Origin of the sequence: Rothia sp. (in: high G+C Gram-positive bacteria) (genome assembly GCF_015265375.1) — a bacterium.
Taxonomy (GTDB): domain Bacteria; phylum Actinomycetota; class Actinomycetes; order Actinomycetales; family Micrococcaceae; genus Rothia.
Genome location: NZ_JABZXW010000040.1, coordinates 1 through 19,398, shown reverse-complemented (window position 1 = coordinate 19,398; position 19,398 = coordinate 1). Strand labels below are relative to the sequence as shown.

Below are 19,398 nucleotides of genomic sequence, written 5' to 3'. Positions count from 1 at the left end.
GGATTCAACCCGATCATGAGCCGCCGCGTACTGTTCGGCGGCGCAACCGCCGTCGCTGCTGCCGGCGTACTGAGCGCTTGTGGATCCTCATCCTCCAAGACCGAGCACAAGGCAAGCGAAACCCCGTTCTATGAAATCAACGAGCAGGACCCCTCGAAGCTCAAGCAGGGCGGTACCCTAAACCTGAGCACCTACTCCCTCGGCCCGGACTTCAACCGTTTCTCCCAGAACGGCTCCAGCACCTCCGTCTCCGAAACTATGGGCATTATCGCCGGTGCCGGCATCTGGCGCAGCACCTTCAAGGGTGAAGATGAGCTCGACCCCAACTACTGCCTCGGCTTTGAAGCGAAGGAAGTAGACGGTAAGATCACCGCCGAGGTTCGCCTGAACCCCAAGGCAGTCTTCAATGACGGCACCCCCATCGACATTGACGCTCTCAAGGCAACCTGGCAGATTCAGCGTGACCCCGAGGGGGCGTACAAGATTGGCGCTGCAGGTATCTACGAGTTCATCGAAAGCGTTGAAGCTATCGACGGCGACCGCTACCACGCACGCGTTGTCTTCAAGACCGCACACAACCCCGTCAAGGGTCTGCTCTTCGGCGGAATCCTGCACCCGGCAATGCTTGACATAAACCTCTTCAATGAAGGTTTCGTGGACAACCCCCACCCCGAGCTCGGTTGCGGCCCCTTCACCCTGGCACCCAACGGCTGGAACTCCTCCGAGAAGACCTTCACCGCTGTGCCCAACGACAAGTGGTGGGGTGACAAGCCCAAGCTGGACCGCATCGTCGTGCGTGAAATGGCAGACGCTGCAGCTCGCGCCGCCTATAAGAACGGCGAACTGGACGTCGTGGAAGCACGTACCCTCAGCGCCTACAACGAGATGAAGGACGTCGCGAACTCCGAAATCCGCCGCGGTCGCCGCCTCTTCGCCGGTGGCATGAACCTGAACGCACAGCACATCACCGATGTTGCTGTCCGTAAGGCAATCTTCCTGGGTATCGACCGTGGTGCTCTGGCAAAGATTCGCTTCCAGGGTCTGCCCTACGAAGAAGAAGTTCCCGGCTCGATGCTTCTGCTGAGTTCCTCCCAGTACTACCGTGACAACTACCCGGCACGTAGCCCGGAGGAAGCACGCAAGGTCCTGGAGAACGCAGGCTACACCAAGTCTGGCGACTTCTACGCGAAGGATGGCAAGACCATCACCCTGAAGCTGACTACCTTCGGTGATGACGCCACCACCAAGGGTCAGGCACAGACCTTCATTCAGAGCATGAAGGAAATCGGCATTAACTTCGAGCTCGATTCGCGTGCGCAGTCCGAATTCTCGAAGGTTGTTGGTAACCGCGAGTACGACGTGAGCATTTCGGGCTTCGGCGTGAGCTCCGAGCCGACCAGTGCTGCCGAGTACTTCTACTCCTCGAAGAACTGGGACGGCGTCGGAACCCCCGAAATTGACGCTATGGTCGACGAGATGATTACCATCCTCGACGACGCTAAGCGCGCCGAGAAGTGCAACGAAATTGAGAAGAAGCACATGCGCGAGGTTTGCCTCTTCATCCCGTTCCTCAATGGCCCGGACTTCAAGGCATGCCGCCCGAAGCTCGCTAACTACGGTGCGTTCCTCTTCAAGAGCACCGACTGGTCTTCGGTTGGCTGGATGGCATAAGCCGCAGTTTTAAGCTCCCCGCCCCTATACGTTTTCGCAGTGTCGTATAGGGACGGGGAGCTTTTTCTTTTGGAAAGTGCAGATCGGTTTAGCTGCCCGTCGATGCGCTTTTAATGTGTAACGATTCTCAAAGCGCCGGATGTGACGCGCTCGCATGCTGATCGAACACAATATTTTATTTTTTAGTTTTTATGCATGTGTTCCGTGTAATGACGCGGGCTGAAGATACCGTATGCACCATTTTTATACGCCGTACGGTTTGTGTGGAGGTTGGAATGTGGTCTGCGCCGCTTCTTTTGGGGGTATACTGTGTTTCAATCACAAACAATGTGGGGGCTCTCACAAGGGTGATCGGCAGAGGCTTCGTCGCCACTGCAAAAACTGGCGCACAACATCGTGCGCCATACGAAGTACACCCGAGCCCTCCGGCACGAGGAGAACACATGACTCATCTGCGTATTAACCGCCGTACCCTGCTGACCGGCACTGTTGCCCTGGGTACCGTTGGCCTGCTGGCTGCGTGCGGTGGCGGTTCGGATAAGAAGATTAGCGGTAAGGCTGCTTCGAGCACCGAGGAAATCGTCAAGAACCTCGAAATCAACAAGCAGGATCGCTCCTCCCTCAAGCAGGGCGGCGAGTTCCGCGGTAGCGTCTCCGCAATCGGTCCGAACTTCAACATCCTGACCCAGAGCGGCTACACCACCGAAAACCTCACCGCATTCGGTGGCGCCTGCAACATTCCCTCCGCTATCGGCTTCACCTCCCTGAGCCCCGCTGGCGACTACAGCCTCAACGACGACTACGTCTCCGATTACAAGGCAGAGACCGTCGACGGCGTTCAGACCATTACCTTCAAGCTCAACTCTAAGGCTGTCTTCAACGACGGCACCCCCGTTGATATTGAGGCAATCCGCGCCGCGTGGACCGTCTACCGCAACCCCGATGACGGCTACAACGTCATCGCAACTCCCTTCTGGCAGCAGGTAGCGTCCATCGACCCCGTGGATGGCGACAAGACCCGCGTCAAGATCGTCATGTCCAAGCCCCTGTACCCCGCTGAGACCCTCGGCCTGCTCGGTCTGCACCCCGCACTGACCGACAAGGAGCTCTTCAACAACGGCTTCGTGAACAAGCCCATGGATCAGTACTGGTCCGGCCCCTTCAAGCTGGGCGAGTGGAACTCTTCGGCTAAGACCCTCACCCTCGTGCCCAACGACAAGTGGTGGGGCGAGAAGCCGCTGCTGGACCGCATCATCTGGCGCGAAATGGGCGACGAAGCAGAGCGCGCAGCGTTCAAGAACGGCGAGCTGGACAGCATCGGCTTTGCTGGCCTGGCAACCTACAACGCTGTCAAGGGTCAGCCCGGTGTCCAGATTCGTACCGGCCAGAGCCTCGGCGTGATTAACCTGCAGTTCAACCCGACCCGCGTGACCGACACCGCCCTGCGCCGTGCAGTCTTCGCCGCGGTTGACCGCTCCCAGCTGGCTAAGGTCAAGTTCGGCCAGATCAACTGGGAAGAGCCCCTGACCGGCTCCATGATTGCTATGCCCTTCCAGAAGGGCTACCAGAACAACATGCCGTCCAACCCCGGCGCCGAGGCTGCGGCAAAGATCCTGGAAGCAGCAGGCTACTCCAAGAATGGCGACTACTACGCCAAGGACGGCAAGACTGCAGGCTTCTCCATCACCTACTTCGGTTCGGATGCAACCTCCCTGGCTCAGTTCCAGAACCTCGAGCAGCAGCTCAAGGCAGCAGGTATTAAGCTCGAGCAGGACAACCAGCCGCAGTCCCAGTTCAACTCCGTGATGGGCTCTAAGCAGTACGACTGCGCCTTCTCCGGCTGGGGTATTGGTGCTGACCCCGCAGACAGTGTTCAGTACTTCTACACCAGCGAAATCAACGAAGGTGTGGGCGATCCCGAGCTGGATAAGTTCATCGCGTCTATTTACGAGAAGGAATCCCACGAGGAGCAGTTGAAGATGGCTGCTGAGGCTGAGAAGCAGCACATGGAGAAGGTCGCTATTTACTTCCCCTACGCTAACGGCCCCAGCTACGCAGCTGTGAAGGAGAAGCTGGCTAACTACGGTCCTTCCCTCTTCGCAACCAGCTACACCGACCCCAAGCGCTGGGTCAATGTGGGTTGGCAGAACTAAAGCCACATGTTAATTTTCTGGATTCCTATTCGGTAGTTGCTGAATTTTCGGAGGCGCCGGCATAAGACTCCGGAAGGGTAAAGTCCCGCGGTATTCCGCCTTAGAGGCGGGGTGCTGCGGGACTCTTTTGTTTCTCGGGGGAGGGTCGGCTGAAATTGAGGAAAGAAAAGTTTCTGCTGAAATATTTCCCGTAAAAGGTGAGGCGGGTCATGCTGTGTGGGTTTTGTGTGTATACTAATCCCAATGCAAACGTGTGTTCCATCATAGATGTGTATCACGAGTATGCGGGGTGGGTTGTGTTCCCCCACCCTCAGATTGTCGAGATGGCGCCACGTTTCAACACTCATCCCGGGCCGGGAGCGCATGGTACCTCACGTGCGCATCCCGGTCCTCAGACAAGGACAGATCATGACCACTTTCACCCTCAACCGCCGCGCCCTGCTCACCGGCACCGTCGCCCTGGGCACCGTAGGCCTGCTCGCAGCCTGCGGCGGCAACTCCTCCAAGAACGAAACCAGCGCCCTCTCCGCGGGCGACGACCTCTCCAAGGCAGTCTCCTACAACGAGAAGGACCGCTCCGCCCTCAAGGACGGCGGCGAGCTACGACTGAGCGCTGACGGCATTGGCCCGAACTTCAACATCCTCAACACCAACGGCTACACCGCCGGCAACCTGAACATTCAGGCAGCCATCAACTCCGCCTTCACCGGCGGCTTCTACGCCGACTTCCGCGGCGAGTCGCACATGAACAAGGACTACGTCACCGAATACAAGGCGCAAACCGTTGACGGCGTGCAGACCGTGACCTTCAAGATCAACCCCAAGGCAGCCTTCAACGACGGTACCCCCATCGACGTGAACGCCGTCAAGAGCTACCAGACCATCTACACCGCCGCGGCATCCGGTTCGGACTACCAGATCACCCCCTCGCCCATCTGGGAACAGGTCGCAAGCGTCGAGGCTGTGGACGGCGATACCCGCCACGTGAAGGTCACCATGTCCAAGCCCTGGTACCCCATCGAAGGCAGCTTCACCTCGTTCCTGCACCCGGCATTCGCCGACCCCAAATTCTTCAACGACGGCCTGAACGACAAGCCCCTCGACCAGTACTGGGCAGGCCCCTTCAAGGTCGGCGAGTGGAACTCCTCCTCCAAGGTGCTCACCGTCGTCCGCAACGAGAAGTGGTGGGGCACCAAGCCCGCTCTTGAGCGCATCACCTGGCGTGAAATGAGCTCCCAGGCAGAGCAGGCAGCTTACAAGAACGGCGAAATCGACTACGTGGATGCCAGCACCCTCAGCTCCTACAACGAGCTCTCCGGCGTGGCAAACACCGACATTCGCAAGGGTAGCGCTCTCAGCGTGGGCAACTACGAAATCAACCCCGAAAAGGTGCCCCTGCCCGTCCGCCGCGCATTCGTTGCAGCCCTCAACCGTGAGCAGCTGCAGAAGCTGCGCTACGAGAAGCTCGGCTGGAAGGAAACCCTGCCCGGCTCCATGTGCATGCTGCCCATGCAGGAAGGCTACCAGGACAACTACCCGACCAAGCTCGGCAAGGACGTCGCTACCAAGATCCTTGAGGACGCAGGCTACACCAAGTCCGGTGACTACTACACCAAGGACGGCGCTAAGGTCTCCTACCCGGTCATCACCTTCGGTAGCGACCCGGTTGTCAGCTCCACCGCGCAGTTCCTCGTCCAGCAGATGAAGGAAATCGGCGTTGAACTGACCATCGAGAACCACGGTGCCTCTGAAATGTCGAGCATCATCTCCTCGAAGAACTTCGCGATTAAGACCGGTGGCTACGGCATCACCACCTCCCCGGTGGATGCGGCGAACTACTTCTACATCTCCGAGACCAACAACGGTCACGGTAAGGATCTGGACTCGCTGGCAGCAACCATGATGTCCACCGAGGACCCGAAGGAACAGCTCAAGATCATGAACGAGCTGGAGAAGCGCCACCTGGACGAGGTCGCCATCTACGTGCCCACCCACAACGGCCCGAACTTCAAGGCGTGCCGTAAGGGCCTGGCGAACTACGGCCCCATGCTCTTCGGCCTGCCCTACTACAACCCGAACGTATGGATCAACGTCGGTTGGGAGAAGCAAAACTAAGCGTTGAGCACCGCTCACACACTCCATAAGGGGTAAAAGCGCTACAGCGGCGTGTTACAAAAGGATTAAAACCTTCTGTAGCACGCCGCTTTCCCGTTCCTAAGAGAGTCGCACGGATATACTTAAAACAAATGTGGGCATTCTGCCCGCAACCCCGGCAGAGACTGTCCTCCCGCCGGGTTGGAGTGTGGGTTACGCACCGTTCGCGTACCGACTTCACAACACTGCGAATACTCTAGGAGAAATTCCATGAAGAGCATGTCTGTCTCTCGCCGTACCCTCCTGACCGGCACCGTTGCCCTCGGCACCGTCGGTCTGCTGGCTGCCTGCGGTAGCTCGAAGGAAAAGGTTGGCGGTAGCGCCGCTAACAACGCTGAAGATATTCTGAAGAACCTTCAGGTCAACAAGCAGGACCGTTCCTCCCTCAAGCAGGGCGGTACCCTGACCCTCGCAGCTACTGCGCTGGGCCCCAACTTCAACCTGCAGACCCAGAGCGGCTACACTTCCAGCAACCTGGATGCGCTGGCACCCTGCAACATCCCCGCTGTCATGGGCTTCTACACCATGAGCCCCGACGGTGAAGGCACCCTCAACCCCGAGTTCTGCCTCGAGCACAAGACCGAAACCGTCAACGGCGTGCAGACCGCGACCTTCAAGATCAACCCCAAGGCTGCCTTCAACGACGGCACCCCCATGGACGTGAAGGCTGTGCAGGCTTGCTGGAAGGTCTACCGCGCAACCACCGACAACCCCTACCACATCACCGACAACACCATGTGGCAGCAGGTTGAAAGCATCGAGGCTGTTGACGGCGACAACTTCCACGTCAAGGTCACCATGAAGGCTCCGTACTACCCCTCCGAGGGTCTGTGCGCCTTCGCAATCCACCCCGCACTGGAAGACGTCAACCTCTTCAACGACGGCTTCGTTGACAAGCCCCTCGACCAGTACTGGGCAGGCCCCTTCAAGATTGGCGAGTGGAACTCCTCCCAGAAGGTGCTCACCTTGGTCAAGAACGACAAGTGGTGGGGCGAGAAGCCGGTGCTGGACCGCATCGTCTGGCGTCAGATGGACTCCGAAGCAATCCGCGCAGGTTTCAAGAACGGCGAGCTGGACGCGTTCACCTTCGTCGGCGCAACCAGCTACAACGCTGTGAAGGGCCAGGCAGGCACCGAGATTCGCCAGGGCCAGAACACCAACGTCAACATCATTCAGCTGAACCCCAAGCGCATTGAGGACCTGGCACTGCGCCGCGCAATCCTCGCCGCTGTGGACCGCGAGCAGATCGCTAAGGCATACTTCTCGCAGCTCGGCTGGACCGAACCGCTGCCCGGCTCCATTATCGCAATGCCGTTCCAGAAGGGCTACCAGAACAACTACGCTGGTGACAGCGGTGCACAGGCTGCAGGCAAAATCCTGGAGGCCGCAGGCTACTCCAAGTCCGGCGACTACTACGCCAAGGACGGCAAGGTTGCTGGCTTCGCCCTGACCTCCTTCGGCTCTGAGGCAGTCTACCAGGCTGTTTACCAGATTCTGGAGCAGCAGCTGAAGTCTGCAGGTATCCGCCTGAGCGCAGACAACCAGCCGCAGTCCAACTCCAACTCTGTGCTCGGCCAGAAGAGCTACGAAGCTATCTTCACCGGCTGGGGCGTTCTGCCCGATCTGGCTTCCTCAGCACCCTACTTCTTCACCACCGAGGTGTTCGGAGTCGGTGACCCCGAGGTCGATAAGCTCATCGAGAAGCTGCAGAACACCGAGAAGGAAGACGAGCGCATCAAGATCGCTAACGAGTCGGAGAAGCTCTACTACGAGAAGGTCGCAGTGTACCTGCCCTACGCAAACGGCCCGATGTACGCCGCTGTTAAGGCTAAGGTTGCGAACTATGGTCCGTCCCTGTTCAAGCAGAGCTACACCAGCGCTGACTACTGGGTCAACGTTGGCTGGCAGGAGTAAAACAGACGGGAGTAATACCGTTTTCGGTAAAGCTCTAGTCGTCCTGTAGGACTCGAAATCCCGGGTACTCTCACGAGAGAGTGCCCGGGATTTTTCTGTTCCCCTTGTTCTGTGCCCTTTAGCGGGACACGTTAGCGGGATATGTAATTACAAAAACTGGGGGAGGGGAGTGCCGCCCTAACCGGTTGCTACCACTCGCCCAGGTACAGGGCGCGCTCCTGCAGGTACCTCAACATCTTCGGGTTCTGCCGCAGGTAGAAGATGCGGTAAATGCCGCCTCCAACGACGATAAACGCCAGCGGGAAACCCAAAATCACAAGCACGCGGCTCATATTGGCGGACAGATCAAAAGGATCACCACTGGTTGCCACCAGCATAATCCACAGAGAATAGCCCACGCAGGCGAGCAGAGTGCCCCACATGCCGCGCACGAGCCAACTCACCAGCGTTACTGCGATGACCCACGCCAGCGCCAACGTGAACTGGTGCCGCTCCGCCTGAGCCCAGGGAAGCGCACCCACGTAAATAATGGCGGGGATGCCCAGGTACCCGGGGATGTTCAGCGAAGCAAGAATATTCACGCAAAAATAGCCCAGGAAAATAGCGCTCAACGACGAGGACAGAAACAGGTGCAGGGGAATCACACCGTCGCCGCTATAGACGGCGGTGGGGCCCGCATACACGGTTTCGAACATGAGGGTCAGCGGAGTCATCATGTACTCAATCCAGACGACCAGCGCGAAGGCGCCGAAAATGCCGAGAGCCTGCATCAGAGCAATCAGCCGTGAGCGCGCATCTCGAGGAATCGTGAAGCTCTGACCCTTCGCCTTGACCCCGCAGAGATGAACAACGGCCACCATTGCCGCGATGCACAGTGCCCAGCGCACGAGGACGCCGGGCAGCTCAGGAAGACCGCCGTAAGCCCCCGTGGAGGGGTCGCCCCAGGCTCCGGGGAGCAACGTAATGGCGTGAGCGCCCTCGGGGAGGTTTGCGGAGGAAGCAAGCCGGTGCGGCTCATAGATAACCCACCACAGAAGGCACGCGGGAACCAGCGCGGAGAGCCTACGCAACAGAACCGGGAACGGCGCGGACTCATAGACGAGCGCCTCAAGATTGAGCCGGCGCATCAGCCGCCGAACAGGAGAAAGAGCGCGCAACTCTTTTTGCTGCTCTTCCCACACCTCGGTATCCCATGTCCTAATAGCAGAAGACATCATCGTACTCCCTGTCACTTGAGAACTTCCTTGTTGAGCTTATTCCCACACTAGCAGAAATCCCCCCCCCGGCTAGTGTGTAACGCCGAGCTAAGCCCTACCCGAATATCAGGGCATAAGGAAAGGGGCCCCACCGTAATGGTGGGGCCCCTTAGAGCCTAGAAAGGGAACTACTTAGTGGTTACCTTCAGGACAGTGCTCAGGTTCTGGTGAGCAACGCCCGGCAGACCCTTGACCTCAGCGAACTTGCGGGTGTTGGTCACAATCACCGGGGTAATCAGCGGGTAACCCGCCTCCTTGATGACCTCGGGATCGAACTCAATCAGAGCGTCGCCAGCAGCAACAACATCGCCCTTAGCAACCTTCACGCTGAAGCCCTTACCGTCCAGGTTCACGGTATCCAGACCAACGTGAATCAGCAGCTCAATGCCGTTCTCCAGCTTCAGACCAACAGCGTGGCCCGAGGGGTAAGTCGCAGCAACCTTGCCGGCTGCGGGAGCAACAACAGTGGTACCGGTCGGCTCAATAGCCACACCCTCGCCCAGCTTGCCAGCAGCGAAGATCGGGTCCGGAACATCAGACAGAGCAACAGCAGTACCCTCAATCGGAGCGTGCAGCTCAATGACCTCACCAGCTGCAGCGGACTCAGCAGCGGCAGCGGTGGTCGCTGCAGCGGCAGCAGCCTCAGCCTTGGGAGCGGCCTCAACAGCCTCTTCCTTTGCGCGCTGAGCAGCATGCTTCGCAGCATCAGCCTTCGACTCGTAACCGAAAATCAGAACACCGGTCATAGCGCCGAAGAACGCAATCGCCAGACCAATCGCGTACAAGTGAGAAGGCTGCATAGCCGGAATCGACAGCAGCGAAGTGAACGCGAACGCGTAGGACTTAACACCCAGGAAGGAAATGGTAGCGCCACCAATAACAGCGGGAACCAGAATAATCGGAATCACGCGCTTGTAACGGAGCACAACACCGTACAGGGACGGCTCAGAAATACCACCGAGCAGACCGGACATCGACGCACCAACAGCGGTCTGACGCAGCTCACGGTCGTGCTTAGCCTTGATAGCCACACCGGTCACCAGACCGAACACAGCGAAGTTGTACGCACCCATCGGGGACTGAATGAAGTCAGTACCCATGGTCTGCAAGTTGTTAATCATGACGGCGTTCAGCGGCCAGTGCAGACCCAGCGGAACCATGAACAGGTACAGACCAGCAATCAGAGCACCAACCAGAGCCGGAGCCTGGTCGTTAACCATCTTCAGGAAGTCAGAGATGCCCATAGCCACACCAATACCGATGGGGCCAACCAGGAACGCAGTCACCGGAACCAGAATGATGACCGAAATCATCGGCACGAACACCATCTGCAGCATCGAAGGAATAACCTTCTTCAGGAAGCGCTCAAGCGGAGCCAGCAGAGCAACAGCCAGCAGCGGGGGGAAGACCTGACCGGTGTAGCTGAACGCGTACAGCGGCAGATCCAGACCGAAGAACGGAACGTTCAGGATCTTGGTGGCGGGGTCAGCCAGAGCGGTCAGATCGGTGAAGGTACCGGTCATCAGCGCAGCGGGGATAGCCGCACCAACCCACATGTTCGCGCCCAGACGCTTAGCAGCGGTAGCACCCAGCATGATGGGCATGAAGTTCAGAACAGACAGCGACGCAGCCTTCAGGATGTACCAGAAAGCAAACTGCTGCATCCACTGGTTGTTCAGAGCCTTAGCAGCCTCCGGGTCAGCCACACGAGCACCGTTAATGATGTCGATGTTCACGCTCTGACCGGTCAAGTCAGTGTACTGGCCGAAGAAGCCCAGCTGCTGCATGAACACAATCAGGGTCAGAATCATCGAGGTACCCAGAAGTGCCCACAGCAGCGGACGGAAAGAGTCAGACAGAACGTCGAAGACGTTGGTAAGCCAGCCGGACTTCTTGCCCTCAGCCTCAACCTTGGTGTCACCCTCAGTGTGGCCGGACATAGAAGGCAGAGCGTTGATCTCGTTGTACACAGCCTCAACGCGCTCGCCCAGCACCACCTGAGTCTGGCCGGACTGTTCAATCACAGAGAGAACGCCGGGCAGGCCCTCAATCTTCTTGTTCTGCACTGCATCGTTAGATACAGGAGTGACACGAAGGCGGGTTGCACAGTGAGTAATGTGCGCGATGTTCTCGGGGCCACCCAGGCCGTCAAGAATCTTCTCGCCAAGTTCGCGGTTATTCACGATACTTCCTTAGATATGCGGTCAATGTCTACTCAACGTTGCTACAGGAGGCTGCGCTCGCTGAAGAAAACCCAAACTGGGGAATCCCAGAACGGGGAAGCCCAGAAGGCGGGTAACACGCCCCAGAAAACACAAAAGACCCGAGTCTCTCGACCACCGGAAGCACTACACTCGTGCCCACTATTGGAGCTTCGGTACAGCAAATAGAGGGGATTATCGGCAGATACAAACTGCCGTCCCATACGGTGTTGAGTAACTCAGGTCTTGCCTGCCAAACCAGTAACAACCCTGAAGAAGGTTTCCCTTCTCAAATAGTTCCCTGTAACTCTAAGGGTTTTCCCAGGTTAAGAGCAAGGTGAGAGAGAGGAGCTATCAGAAGCTGTTAAATGTTTCACCCAAGTGATAGCTGAGACACGGTCTCGGCGCTGCATGCGGGAGCCTCCCGGCAGGCTCCCGCGCACTCCGGAGGGGCCACATGCGAAGACACGAAGGGGCCCCGCATCCACAGGATACGGGGCCCACACGCTACCGAAGCAGCTACCTCCCAACCAACTACTTAGCCGGGAAGAAATTCAGCGGAGCAACCTCCAGCTCAGGGTAGTTACGCTTCTGCCAACGGCGGTTACGATGCGCATTCACCTCAATCAGCGCGGCGCCCAGAGCACCGGCGCCCAGAGCCGTCCACAGCAGATGCGGAAGCACCGTAACAAACTGGTGGTACTCAACCAGAATCGGCACGAACAACGCCGCGAAGAACACCGCCAGCAACGCACCAAACAGCAGAACACGAGCACGGTTGAACGGACGAGCCACCGCAGCCAAGTTCCACAGACCCATCATCACCAGGGTGATGAACGAAGCCGTCTGAATCTGACGGATATCCTCGATACCCATGCCACGAGCCGTGAACGTCACCGCCAACAGCATCGCAACCACAATAATCGAGTTCGGAACCGTGTAATTCAGCACGCGGCGCAAGAAGCCCGGCACGTAACGGCGCGAATTCGGCAACAGAGTCAATGCGAAGGACGACGCACCCACAATCAAGAAGTCCGCAGTCGAGTACTGACGCGGCAAGAACGGGAAGGTCAAACCGAAGAGGCTGAACAGAACACCCAGCAGAATCGCGAAACCGGTCTTCGTCAAGAACAGGTTCGCCACCATCTCAATGTTCGTAATGACCTGACGGCCCTGCTCCAACGCAGCCGGCAGAGACGAGAACTTACCGTCCAGCAGAACCAGGCGAGAAACAGCCTTCGTCGCAGGAGCCGCGTTACCCATCGCAATACCCAAGCTTGCATGCTTAAGCGCCAGAGCATCGTTAATGCCGTCACCGGTCATCGCCACCACATGGCCGCGCTCCTTCAGAGCAATCACCATGTTCTTCTTCTGCTCGGGCGACACACGACCGAAAATATTGTGAGTAGCCGCAGCCTCAGCAAGCTCCGGACCGTCCTCGGGCAGGGTCGACGCATCAACCGCACCAGCGGAGGTGTCCATGCCCGCAGTCTTTGCAGCAGCCGCCACAGTGAACGGGTTATCGCCCGAGAAGACCTTCAACGTCACGCCCTGACGGTGGAAATACTCCACAATCTCAGGCGCATCCGCACGCACATTCTCACGGAAAATCACGAACAGAACCGGGGTAGCATCCGACGGGATCTTCTGGATCGGCTCATCCTTCTCATTACGGACCACCGCAGAAGCATGCGCCAAAACCATCGTGCGCAGACCCAGTGCCGCCAACTCAGCGGCACGCTCACGCTCAGCGGTGCCCTTGGCGAGAAGCGCCTCCGGAGCACCCAGAAGCCACGCACCCGAATCCTTAAACTCAATCGCGCTAAAACGCAGAGCCGAAGAGAACGGAACAATACCGCTCACCGACGCCGAGGAAGCATCCGGGAAACCGCCGGTCAGAGCCGCAGCGGTCGGGTTCGCGTTCTCATCATGACCGAACCACGCCAACGCCTCATTCCAGTCAGCGGGCAGAGAAGCACGCCAGGAAGTGTGCTCAGCCGAGTCAGCGTCGGGGCCCTCAGCCTCAGCAACGGTGTCCAGCGGGCGCACCGAATCAAAAATCACGCCACCCTCGGTGAGAGTGCCGGTCTTATCGAAGCAGACCACATCCACACGAGCCAGAACCTCAACCGCAGGCTGCTCCTGCACCAGGATGTTGTGCTTACGACCCAGCGCCACAGCCGCCGCCGCAAACGCCAGAGTGGTCATCAGCGCCAGACCCTGCGGAATCATCGAAGCAACCGAAGACACCACAGCAATAGAAACCTGCTCCCACAGGTGGTTCTGCTGCACAGTCTCCAGACCGCCAGCAGCCTGAATCTGACCCCACGACACCACAGGAATAATGACCGCAAGACCCACCGTAATCCAGCGGACCACACGGTTCAGCGCATCACGCAGCTCAGACTGAATACGCGAGAACTGACGTGCCTCATCAGAAATCTTGCTTGCACGAGAATTCGCACCCACGTGAGAGAGCAGGACGCGGCCGGTACCACCCAGCACACTCGACGCCGACAGCACCATATCGCCGGGGCGCTTAGCAATCGGGTCGTTCTCACCGGTGAGCAGGGACTCATCCAGCTCCAAAGAATCGGAGGTGAGCACAATAGCGTCCGCGGGAACCTGATCGCCGCGCTTGAGGATGACGACGTCACCCTCAACCAGCTGCTCCATCGGAACCTCGACGGTCTTACCGTCACGCACAGCAGTCGCGGGGGAGCGGTCCAGCAGGGAGATACGGTCCAGCTCAAGCTTCGCCTTGTACTCCTGCACAAAACCAATCACCACGTTAGCAATCACAGCCGCCAGGAAGAGCAAATCAGCCCAACGCTGGTACATGATCACCACAGCGCCACAGGCACCCAACACAAAGTTGAAGACCGTGAACAGGTGCGCACGCATAATGCTCCACAGCGTGCGAGAAGACTTATTGTTCTGGGTATTGACCCTACCCTCAGCAGTCAGGCGAGCAACATCATCGCTACTCAAGCCGTGCTGGGCAATATCGAAAGATCCGCTATGCGGTGTTTCAGAATATTCGGGAATGTAGCCGGCAACGGCAGGCGCTGCCGTTTTCTGCTGAGGATCCATGCAGGGGTCTCTTTCTCGAATGGATGGAATGCTGAACTGAATAGAGTTCAGTATTGCGGACACTACCTTTCAGTGTATCCGTGGAAGCGGGGATAAAGATAATCTCCGCCCTGTAATGAGCTGATAGTTACAGTCATTCCAGAACGGAGATTTAATACATGCGAATATTGGCATATTTTGAGGTAGAAAGTGTTTGCGGGATGGTTCGCTAACGCGCCTATAAAACCAACGCGCCAGCAAGATTAGCGTTCTGGCAGAATCATCGTTCCGGCAGAATCAACAAACGATTCGTCACCGGATGCCTCAACACCTCAATCGGATGCTGATACACCTCAGACAACAACTCGGCCGAACACACCTGCTCAGGGGCGCCCGAAGCCACTACCTCGCCACCACGCAACAACACCATACGGTCAGAATACGCAGCTGCCACATCCAGGTCATGAAGCACCGTCAACACTGCGGCACCCTCAGCAGCCAACTCACGGCTCACCCGCAAGGTCTGCTCCTGATGCGTAATGTCCAAGGCCGCAGTCGGCTCATCCAAAAGAATCAGCGGAGTCTGCTGAGCAAACACACGCGCCAAATGCGCACGGCCGCTCTCACCACCGGACAGGGTCGTAATATCGCGATTCGACAAATGAGTCACCGAGGTACGCTCCATCATCGAAGCGACCACGGCGTCATCCTCTTCAGCGCGCTCCGTGCCCTTCCACGGGGTGCGGCCCATCTGAACCACCTCATGCACCGTGTACGAAAACGCCACATTCAACTTCTGCAACAGCATCGCACGCTGACGCGCCATCTGACGGGCAGGAATCGAACCCAGAGGGGTGCCATCCAACAGAATCTCACCGCCACTGGGCGCAATATCACCAGCAATCACACCCAACAGAGTCGACTTACCGGCACCATTAGGACCAATCAGCGACACAACCTCGCCCGCAGCAACCGACAGAGACACATCATTCAAAATCTGACGCCCACCAGCGTTAAAACACACACCGGACAGGCTCAACAACTCACTCACGAAGCACCTCCGCCCTGACCCAGGGAACGACGCAACAACACGAAGAACGTCGGGCCGCCCACCAAAGCCGTAAAAATACCAATCGGCAAATCAGCAAAAGGCACCAGCGTACGCGCACCCAAATCAGACAGCGCAATCAACAGCGCGCCACCCAATGCCGAAGCCGGCAATAACACACGATTCGACGGACCCAAAATCATGCGCAACAGGTGAGGAATAATCAGACCAATAAACGCAATAATGCCCGCATATGCCACCGCAGCACCCGTCAACAAAGCCGTCGCCGCAATAGACACCGCACGCAGACGCTCCACGTTCACGCCCGAATGCTGCGCTGCACGCTCACCCAACGCCAGAACATCCAGCGAAGACGCCATCACAAAACACGCCACCAAGCCGATCAGAATAACCGGCCACACGCTCGCCACAGCCTTCCACGTGGAACCGTTCAGCGAACCCATCTGCCAGAACACAATCTGATCGCGGCTCGTCGTATCAGCAATAAACATGAGGAACGCAATAATCGCATTCGCCACCGCGGTCACCGCAATACCCGTCAAAATCATCGACAGGACCTTCGCACGACCCGAAGAACGCGACAGGAAATACACCAGCGCAGTAGCCGCCAACGCACCCACAAACGCAAACGCAGGAGTCGTGAAAATACCGAAGAACTGCAGGTTCAACACAATCGACAAACACGCGCCAACCGCCGCACCCGAGGAAACACCAATCACGCCCGGCTCGGCCAACGGGTTACCAAACACCGACTGCATCACTGCGCCGGAAGTACCCAAAGCGGCACCCACCAGCACCCCCAACAGCACACGCGGGAAACGGATATTCCACAGGGTGCTATCCGCCAGCTGCATCGCCGGGTTCTCCGGCGCAAGGCCCATGCGGCGGCCCACAGAAGCAACCACCTGATCAATCGGGATGTTGTACTGACCCAAACCCGCCGACAGCACCATCACAGCGCACAGCGCCACCGCCAAAAACGTAAACGTCAGACCGGCACGACGCCGCCGCGACGCACGATAATCCCTTGCGCCCGACGCACCCTTCACGGCAGCCACTACTGGCCCCTCGCAGGAGTCGAGTACGCGGCCTTAGCCAGCGACAAAAGCACCGCCGGAGTATTCGGACCGTAGGACAGAATCTGGCCGTCACCCATATCGATAATGCGCTTATTCTTGCCGGCAGTCGTCTCACCCACACCCGGGCGAGCCAAGAAACCATCCAAACCGCCGGTGGACTTAATGCCGCCGCTCATGGTCAGAATGACGTCCGGGTTCAGCTTCACCAGCGCCTCGCTGGTCGCCGGAATAATATTCGTCGCGTTCTGCTCAGAGGCCACATCCTTGCCGCCAATAGCCTGAATCAAATCGTCAGCGCCCGAACCCTTACCGAGCACGAAGAACACGCCAGCGGTACCGCGCACGTACAGGAACGCGAACGACACCTGCTGATTGCCCTTCGGGGCAACGTCCTTGAGTACCTGCAGTGCGTAATCAAGGTCCTTCTGCACGCGGGCAGCAACCTGCTCGCCCGCCTCCGGAACACCCAGCGCCTGCGCAACAGCCTTGAGCTGCGGAATGATCTTATCCATGCGGCGCTCATGATCGAAGACCACCACGGTCACACCCGCCGCGCGCAGCTGATCCACAATCTCAATCGGGCCGTTGCTCTTATCCCACAGCACCAGGTCCGGGGAAGTCGCCAGAATCGCCTCAGCGTTCAGGTCGTGACCATTCTGAGTCACCAGCGGCAGATGAGCCAGCGACTGCTCCGTCGAGGAGGTGACACGACCCACCAGACGGCTACCCAGACCCAACGCAATCATCTGCTGAGCCAGAGTGCCGTACAGGTCCAGCGCCAGCACACGGTCAGCAGACTTAACGGTCACCTCAGTACCGTTGAAATCCTTGAACGTCACCGGGAAAGCCGGGGTGGGGGTATCGACCATCGGCTGAATTTCGGGGGTATCCGCCGCGCTATTGGGGCCGCGCAGAGCCTTCTGATCAGGGGCAATAGAAGAACGCAGCTGATCCGCCAGGTTCTCCAAAACGGTGCGGGTGCTCTGCTCATCCACCACAGCCTGCGAAGTGCTTGAAGAAGCGGCCGGGTTCTGAGTACCCACACCGCAAGAGCTCAGCAGGAACGCGGAAGTGATAGAGAACGCCGCATACTTCATTGCATCGCGGCGGTTCAGGGCAGAAGAAGAAAGGGAAGAAAACATCGTAGTCTCCTAAAAAGCTAAGGACAGGCGCCGGGTAGAACGGGGCACCTGAAGCGGGGGTGCAGTACGTTCTGCACCCCCGCACGGGCCGTGTCGGCTTACCGGTGAACCTTATGGTTGAGTCTCAGAGTTGATTCTCACAGGCGAGCCGACAGTGTGGGCATCCTCGTGAGGTGCCTTTATGCCTTCTTGCGGCGGCGAGTGTACACGACGGTACCCGCACCGGCTGCAACAGCGATAAAGCCTGCAACCAGGGTGCCCTCAACACCGGAGGCGCCGGTGGACGCCAGAGGCTTGCCGGTGACCGGGTCGCAACCCTCACCCTCGTAGACGGTTTCGGACACGGTCTTGGTGGTGGTCTTCGCGCCGTTAATCGCCGCGGAGAAGCTCAGCGGAGCCATGTCCTTACCGGCCTCGTAGAAGCCAGCGAACGCCTTCGCGCCCTCAGCGGTCAGGGTGGTTGCAGCACCGTTGACGCTCACAGCGTCAGCGGAGCTCTGCAGACCGGACAGATCCACCTTCAGCAGTGCCACCTCACCGTAGTTAGTTGCCTTGCCGGAGGAGTCATTGCTGTTCATGGTCGCGTAGAGAGTACCGGTATTGCCGTTAATCTCAAGGCGCGGGTTCGCAATGGTGGTGTCCAGAATGCCGTGGTGGCCGGTGAAACGAACCGAACCGCTGAAGGAGATGGAACCCTTACCACCCTTGAAGGTGCCGGTGCCGTTAGACCAGTTGAACGCATCCGAAGAGTAGGAGGTGCCGTTCAGCTCCCAGCTGCCGTTTGCGATGCCGCCGCGCACGTAGTTGCGGAAGGAATCACGCACGCCCCAGCCGAGGTTTGCGCTCTTAATGGTGCCGTCGGATGCGCCCTGCTCCTGCACCTCGCGGGTGCGGGTGACGGGTACGCAGACCGGCTGTGCCGGGTTGTTGCTGACGGAGCCGTTCGAGGAGGAACCGCCGTTAGAAACGCTGCCGGAGGTGCCAACCGAACCGCCAGAACCGGAGTTGCCGGTGGAGTTCGAGGAGCTGTTATCGGAGGAGCCGTTCTCAGAACCCTTGTTGTCGGAGGACTTGTTCTCAGAGACACGGGGAACCTCAACGGTGTTCTCAGCGGTCTGCTCGCTGAGCTTTACGGAGAAGCTCAGCGGCGCCATGGCGTTGTCGGAGCCGCGGTACTGGCCCGCGAAGAGAACCTCGGAACCTTCATCGGTGAGGGCAACCGCCGCGTTCTGTGCGGAGAAGACGCCGTCCTTCACGCTTGCGCCGGAGAGGTCCACCTCGGCGATAGCCAGACCGGTCTTAGAAACAGACTTGCCGTCGCGAGTCAGCGCGTCAACGTCAGCGACCAGGGTGCCCTTGCCGTTGACGACGACCAGGCGCATGTTCTTGATGGTGCTCTTGAGCTGACCGTTGTGGCCGGTGAACTCTGCGGTGCCCGCAAAGTTGATCTGGCCGGTCTTGGTTTCGGGGTTGTACACGCCGGATGCCTGAGTGTACTTCAGGCCGCCTGCCGCGGTCTTCTCCAGACCGTCAACGTTCACGGAGCCGTGGGCGAAGCTGGTCAGGTACTTCAGGAAGGACTCGCGGATATCCCAGCTGAGGGTGCCGGACTCGACGACGTTGCCGGTGACCTTCTCTTCACGCTTGGGCTCGGTGGTTGCGGCGGGGGAGGAGGGTGCCGCGGAGG

At 58.6% G+C, this 19,398-nt stretch carries 11 protein-coding genes; 4 read left to right on the top strand and 7 right to left on the bottom strand.

Annotated features, from left to right (window positions below):
• The 4 genes from HXO69_RS06295 to HXO69_RS06280 all read left to right on the top strand — a co-directional run.
• Window positions 1-1,671, top strand: a 1,671-nt coding sequence (locus HXO69_RS06295; RefSeq protein ID WP_296546005.1) for an ABC transporter family substrate-binding protein, incomplete at its 5' end; no start/stop codon positions are given.
• 443 nt (window positions 1,672-2,114) lie between these two features.
• Window positions 2,115-3,824, top strand: coding sequence for an ABC transporter family substrate-binding protein (locus HXO69_RS06290; protein WP_296546003.1), 1,710 nt, complete (start codon window positions 2,115-2,117; stop codon window positions 3,822-3,824).
• 408 nt (window positions 3,825-4,232) lie between these two features.
• The gene (locus tag HXO69_RS06285) at window positions 4,233-5,939 is read left to right on the top strand and encodes an ABC transporter family substrate-binding protein (protein ID WP_296546001.1); all 1,707 of its coding nucleotides are present in this window, start codon (window positions 4,233-4,235) and stop codon (window positions 5,937-5,939) included.
• A gap of 249 nt (window positions 5,940-6,188) precedes the next feature.
• Window positions 6,189-7,892 carry an ABC transporter family substrate-binding protein gene (locus HXO69_RS06280; protein ID WP_296545999.1) on the top strand — a complete coding sequence of 568 codons (1,704 nt, stop codon included), beginning with the start codon at window positions 6,189-6,191 and terminating at the stop codon, window positions 7,890-7,892.
• 188 nt (window positions 7,893-8,080) lie between these two features.
• Here HXO69_RS06280 and HXO69_RS06275 read toward each other — a convergent pair whose 3' ends face one another.
• From HXO69_RS06275 to HXO69_RS06245, 7 genes are all read right to left on the bottom strand, one after another.
• Entirely contained in the window at window positions 8,081-9,109 is a 1,029-nt protein-coding gene (locus HXO69_RS06275; RefSeq protein ID WP_296545979.1) for a dihydrodipicolinate synthase, read from the bottom strand.
• Between the two features lie 167 nt (window positions 9,110-9,276).
• Window positions 9,277-11,331 (bottom strand): glucose PTS transporter subunit IIA, encoded by a 2,055-nt coding sequence (locus HXO69_RS06270; protein ID WP_296545977.1) that lies wholly within the window; start codon window positions 11,329-11,331, stop codon window positions 9,277-9,279.
• A 552-nt stretch (window positions 11,332-11,883) separates the two neighbouring features.
• Entirely contained in the window at window positions 11,884-14,442 is a 2,559-nt protein-coding gene (locus HXO69_RS06265) for an HAD-IC family P-type ATPase (protein ID WP_296545975.1), read from the bottom strand.
• 259 nt (window positions 14,443-14,701) lie between these two features.
• Window positions 14,702-15,472 carry a heme ABC transporter ATP-binding protein gene (locus HXO69_RS06260; protein WP_296545973.1) on the bottom strand — a complete coding sequence of 257 codons (771 nt, stop codon included), beginning with the start codon at window positions 15,470-15,472 and terminating at the stop codon, window positions 14,702-14,704.
• Window positions 15,469-16,548 carry an iron ABC transporter permease gene (locus HXO69_RS06255; protein WP_296545971.1) on the bottom strand — a complete coding sequence of 360 codons (1,080 nt, stop codon included), beginning with the start codon at window positions 16,546-16,548 and terminating at the stop codon, window positions 15,469-15,471. Before HXO69_RS06255 ends, HXO69_RS06260 begins: the two co-directional genes overlap by 4 nt.
• Window positions 16,548-17,711: a hemin ABC transporter substrate-binding protein gene (locus tag HXO69_RS06250; RefSeq protein ID WP_296545970.1), complete on the bottom strand. Its 1,164-nt coding sequence runs from the start codon at window positions 17,709-17,711 to the stop codon at window positions 16,548-16,550. Before HXO69_RS06250 ends, HXO69_RS06255 begins: the two co-directional genes overlap by 1 nt.
• A gap of 179 nt (window positions 17,712-17,890) precedes the next feature.
• On the bottom strand, window positions 17,891-19,398 hold a 1,508-nt coding region (locus tag HXO69_RS06245), incomplete at its 5' end, for an HtaA domain-containing protein (RefSeq protein WP_296545969.1).

Excerpts from the sequence above, each read along its gene's own strand:
- HXO69_RS06290 (WP_296546003.1), top strand. The coding sequence starts at position 2,115 with ATGACTCATCTGCGTATTAACCGCCGTACCCTGCTGACCGGCACTGTT.
- HXO69_RS06285 (WP_296546001.1), top strand. The coding sequence starts at position 4,233 with ATGACCACTTTCACCCTCAACCGCCGCGCCCTGCTCACCGGCACCGTC.
- HXO69_RS06280 (WP_296545999.1), top strand. The coding sequence starts at position 6,189 with ATGAAGAGCATGTCTGTCTCTCGCCGTACCCTCCTGACCGGCACCGTT.
- HXO69_RS06275 (WP_296545979.1), bottom strand. The coding sequence starts at position 9,109 with ATGATGTCTTCTGCTATTAGGACATGGGATACCGAGGTGTGGGAAGAG.
- HXO69_RS06265 (WP_296545975.1), bottom strand. The coding sequence starts at position 14,442 with ATGGATCCTCAGCAGAAAACGGCAGCGCCTGCCGTTGCCGGCTACATT.
- HXO69_RS06250 (WP_296545970.1), bottom strand. The coding sequence starts at position 17,711 with ATGTTTTCTTCCCTTTCTTCTTCTGCCCTGAACCGCCGCGATGCAATG.